The 4202-nt window shown below is 73.3% G+C and carries 4 protein-coding genes; all 4 read right to left on the reverse strand.

Features of this window, described 5'->3' with window-relative positions:
- Positions 1-151: 151 nt before the first annotated feature.
- Positions 152-1264 (reverse strand): peptide chain release factor 2, encoded by a 1113-nt coding sequence (gene prfB / locus VGI02_RS23330; protein ID WP_331631353.1) that lies wholly within the window; start codon positions 1262-1264, stop codon positions 152-154.
- Between the two features lie 54 nt (positions 1265-1318).
- On the reverse strand, positions 1319-2458 hold the full coding sequence (locus VGI02_RS23335; RefSeq protein ID WP_331631359.1) for a DUF3500 domain-containing protein: 1140 nt from the start codon (positions 2456-2458) through the stop codon (positions 1319-1321).
- Between the two features lie 47 nt (positions 2459-2505).
- Positions 2506-3603, reverse strand: a complete 1098-nt coding sequence (locus VGI02_RS23340; RefSeq protein WP_331631356.1) for an acyl-CoA dehydrogenase family protein — start codon at positions 3601-3603, stop codon at positions 2506-2508.
- An 8-nt stretch (positions 3604-3611) separates the two neighbouring features.
- Positions 3612-4202, reverse strand: a 591-nt coding sequence (locus tag VGI02_RS23345) for an acyl-CoA dehydrogenase family protein (protein ID WP_331631358.1), incomplete at its 5' end; no start/stop codon positions are given.

Consider the following 4202-nt stretch of genomic DNA (forward strand, 5'->3'; position numbering starts at 1 on the left):
CGTGACGTCGTCGAGCGCCGGCCGGACGGACGTCGGGTACTGCTTCGAGACGTGTTCTAGCCGGAGCACGGAGCGGGATGCTACGCGGCGGCCGGGGGCACCCCGGACGGGCGAACGTCGCCCGTTCGGGCGCCGCTCCCGTGAGGGGCCGCTACGCCGCCTGGGTCTGCTTGCGCCACCGGATGCCCGCGTCGAGGAAGTCGTCGATGAACCCGTCGAGCACCTGGGTGGTCTGCGCGGTCTCCTGGGCGGTCCGCAGGTCCTTGACCATCTGGTACGGGTGCAGCACGTAGGAGCGCATCTGGTTGCCCCAGCTCGACCCGGAGTCCTTGAGCGAGTCGAGCAGCGCCTGCTCCTCCTCGCGGCGGCGGGCCAGCAGCTTGCCGGCGAGCACCGCCATCGCCGAGGCCTTGTTCTGCAGCTGCGAGCGCTCGTTCTGGCAGCTCACGACGATGCCCGTGGGCAGGTGGGTGAGCCGCACCGCCGAGTCCGTGGTGTTCACGCCCTGGCCGCCGGGGCCGGACGAGCGGTAGACGTCGACCCGCAGGTCCTTCTCGTCGATCTCCACGTGGTCGGTCGACTCGACGACGGGCGCCACCTCGACCCCCGCGAACGAGGTCTGGCGGCGTCCCTGGTTGTCGAACGGTGAGATCCGGACGAGCCGGTGCGTGCCCTGCTCGACGGAGAGCGTGCCGTAGGCGTAGGGCGCCGAGACCTTGAACGTGGCGGACTTGATGCCCGCCTCCTCCGCGTACGAGGTGTCGTAGACCTCGGTCGGGTAGCCGTGGCGCTCGGCCCAGCGCAGGTACATCCGCATCAGCATCTCCGCGAAGTCCGCAGCGTCCACCCCGCCGGCCTCGGCGCGCACCGTGACCACCGCGTCGCGCTCGTCGTACTCGCCGTTGAGCAGCGTCCGCACCTCGAAGGCGCTGATGTCGGTGTGCAGGCTCGCGCGCTCGGAGTCGGCCTCCACGGTGAGCTCGGCCGAGTCCGAGCCGGACTCCTCGTCGGCCATCTCGTAGAGCGTCGAGAGGTCGTCGAGCCGGGAGCGCAGCGACTCCGCCTTCTTGAGGTCGGCCTGCTTGTGGGTGAAGTCGCTGGTGAGCTTCTGCGCGGTCTCGACGTCGTCCCACAGGTCGGGGGCCGCGACCTGGGTCTCCAGCTCGGCGACCTGGCGCCGCAGACCGTCGAGGTCCATCGCCGCCTCCACGCTGTCGAGGCTGGCGGCGAGGTCCTTGAGTTCGGTCGCGGTCGAGTCGTCCACGGTCCCAGGGTAATGCCGGGCCCACCGCCCACCCACGGGCGCGGGCCGCGCGGGTCAGTGGTGGGTGCGCCGGTGCTCGGCGAGGACGTCCCGCCCGAACTCGTGCCCGGCCGCCCGCCAGACCGAATGGGCGTGGTTGACCCCGCGCTGGGTGTTGTCCCACTCCGCGAGCAGCCCCGGACCCTCGAGGCGGTAGTAGTGCGGCTCGCCCCGCTGGTGGCCACCGGCCCAGGCGAAGTGCACGGCGTCGAGCGCGTCGCCGTCGAACCGTGCCCGCTCCCGTTCCACCAGTCCCGGGGGCATTCGGCCGACGTAGGTCTCGAGCAGCGCGCGCAGCACGGCCCGCTGCCCGGCGTCGAGATCGGCTCCGGCGATGCCCTTCGGCCCGGCGCCGATCTCGGTGGCGGCGCGATCGGCGTCGGTCACCCCGAGCTGTGCCTCCAGGCCGTCGTGGCCCGACCAGAGCCGGTCCTCGAGCGCCTGGTCGTCGAAGTGTCCGCGCCAGAGGTCGGGCAGCGGGATGACGCGGTCGCCGGGCGAGACCTCGACGCGGTTGGCCCCGACGATGTCCGCGGGTGCGGTCGGCGTGAGCAGTGCCGTCTCGCGTTGCCCGTCGTCCAGGGCGTGCAGCAGGGCGCGGCCGGTGTCCTCGATCCCGCCGAGCGGGCGCAGCTCCTGCCCGCCGAGCAGCGGCGAGACCATCGGGTCCGCGCCCAGGAAGCACGGCGACCCGGCGACGGCCTCGCCGTCGACGACCAGATGGTGCACGGACACGTGGTGACCGCCGAACCGCCAGCCCCACGGCCCGCTCCCCGACGGGTCGCCGAAGACGCGCACGTAGTACATCCCGGGGTCGCGTCCGCGGTCACGGGCGAAGCCGGCGGTGAAGCCCTCGGTGCGGTCGAGGACGTTCTCCAGGCCCATGATCGTCGTCGCGCTGACGTAGGCCGGTTCGGAGAGCCCGGTCGCGAGCAGCCTCATCGTGGCCCGCTGCTGGTGGGGCAGCTGCTCGTGCAGCGTGAGCCCGCCGTGGTCGGTGGGCGTGTAGAACCACGCGGTCCGCTCGGCCTCGGCGGCCTTCGACCCCGGCCAGGTCCAGGACGCGGCGCGCCGTTGTTCGTCGTCGAGGGTCTCCAGCCAGGCGCCGGCCGCCTCGGCCATGGCCGAGGCGACCGACGACGGGGTGGCACTCATCGCCACGGATGACTCCTTCGGCCGGTGGCTCCGCCGCTCCGCCCCACCTACATGGTGAGCGCGGCCAGACGCGCCCGATGCTCCTCCGCCGACCCGAACAGCGGGGCACGACGACGGGCGCGCTTGTAGAAGAAGTGCGCCTCGTGCTCCCACGTGAAGCCGATCCCGCCGAAGAACTGGATCATCGCGCCGGTCGCCTCCCAGGCCGCGTCGGACGCCTTGGAGCCCGCCACCGCGACGGCCACGTCGACCCCGGGGTCGCGGGAGTCCACGGCGAACGCCGCGAAGAGCACCGCGTGCTCGGCCATGGTCACGGCGACGTGCAGGTCGGCCATCCGGTGCTTGATCGCCTGGAACGAGCCCACGGGCACACCGAACTGGGTCCGCTCGCGGTCGTAGGCGACGGTGCGGGTGAGCGCCTCGCGGGCGACCCCCACCAGGTCCGCGGCGTTGAGCACGGCGCCGCGCGCGAGCAGCGCCGCGACCGCCTCCGGTCCGCCTGCGGCGAGCGGCTCGGCCGGGGTGTCGGCGAACTCCACGGCACCGACCCGGGCCGTGCCGTCGTAGCTGCGCTGGTCGCGCACCGTCATGCCCTGCGCGCCGGGCTCCACGAGGTACAGACCCGGCGTGCCCGACGAGTCCGTCGCCGCGACGACCACGAGCCCGGCCACCCCCGGGTAGTCCACCGGTGAGGCCGACCCGGAGAGCCGGTTGTCGGCGGCGTCGACCGTGATGCCGGAACCGTCCCAGGCCCCGCCCTCGCCGCGGAGCGCGACGGTGCCGACGGTCTCCCCCGCGGCCAGCGCGGGCAGCCACCGGCTCTGCTGCTCGGCGGACCCGGCCAGGCGGATCCCCTCCGCGGCGAGCACCGTCGCGAGCCACGGTCCGGGCGCGACTCCCGCGCCGAGCGCCCGGGCCACGACCTGGGCGTCGACGAGGCCCAGCCCGAGCCCGTCGTGCTCCTCGGGGACGAGGACGGCGAGCGCCCCCTGGTCCGCGAGGCCCTTCCACAGCGTCAGCGGGTGCCCATCCCCCTGGGTGTCCTCGACGACGCCGCGCACCGCGTCGAGGTCGAACCGGTCCGCGAGGAACTCGGAGACCGTCGAGGCGAACGCCTGCTGCTCGTCGGTGAGTGCGAAGAACACGAGGCCTCCTACCGGGGCAGGCCGAGCACGCGCTCGGCGACGATGTTGCGCTGGACCTGCGACGAGCCGCCCCAGATCGTCACCGACCGGGACCAGTGGTCCTGCGCGTGGAACGGCGAGAGGTCGACGTCGGGCCGCGGCGCGGCGAGCGTGGCCTCGGGGCCGAGGACCTTCTCGAAGGCCTCCCAGAGGTCCTGGAACGCCTCCGACCACTGCAGCTTCGTCATCGACGACTCCGAGCCCAGGTCCCGGCCCTGCTCGGTCTGGGTGAGGATGTGCATCGCGTGGTAGCGCAGGCATTCGAGCTCGACCAGGCAGCGGGCGAGCTCCTGGCGGGCCACCGGGTCGTCGGCGCGGCCGAAGCGCTTGGCCTCGGCGACGATCTCGTCGTACTGCCGGCGGAACTCGGTGTACTGGCCGACGCCGGACGCGCCGCGCTCGAAGGAGAGCAGCAGCATCGCGGTCCGCCAGCCGTGCCCGATCTCGCCGAGGCAGTCCTTCGCCGGGACCCGTGCGTCGGTGAAGAACACCTCGCCGAACTCGCTGGCGCCGCTCATCTGCTTGAGCGGACGCGCCTCGACCCCGGGCTGGTTCATGTC

Origin of the sequence: Actinomycetospora sp. (assembly GCF_036497245.1) — a bacterium.
Classification (GTDB): domain Bacteria; phylum Actinomycetota; class Actinomycetes; order Mycobacteriales; family Pseudonocardiaceae; genus Actinomycetospora.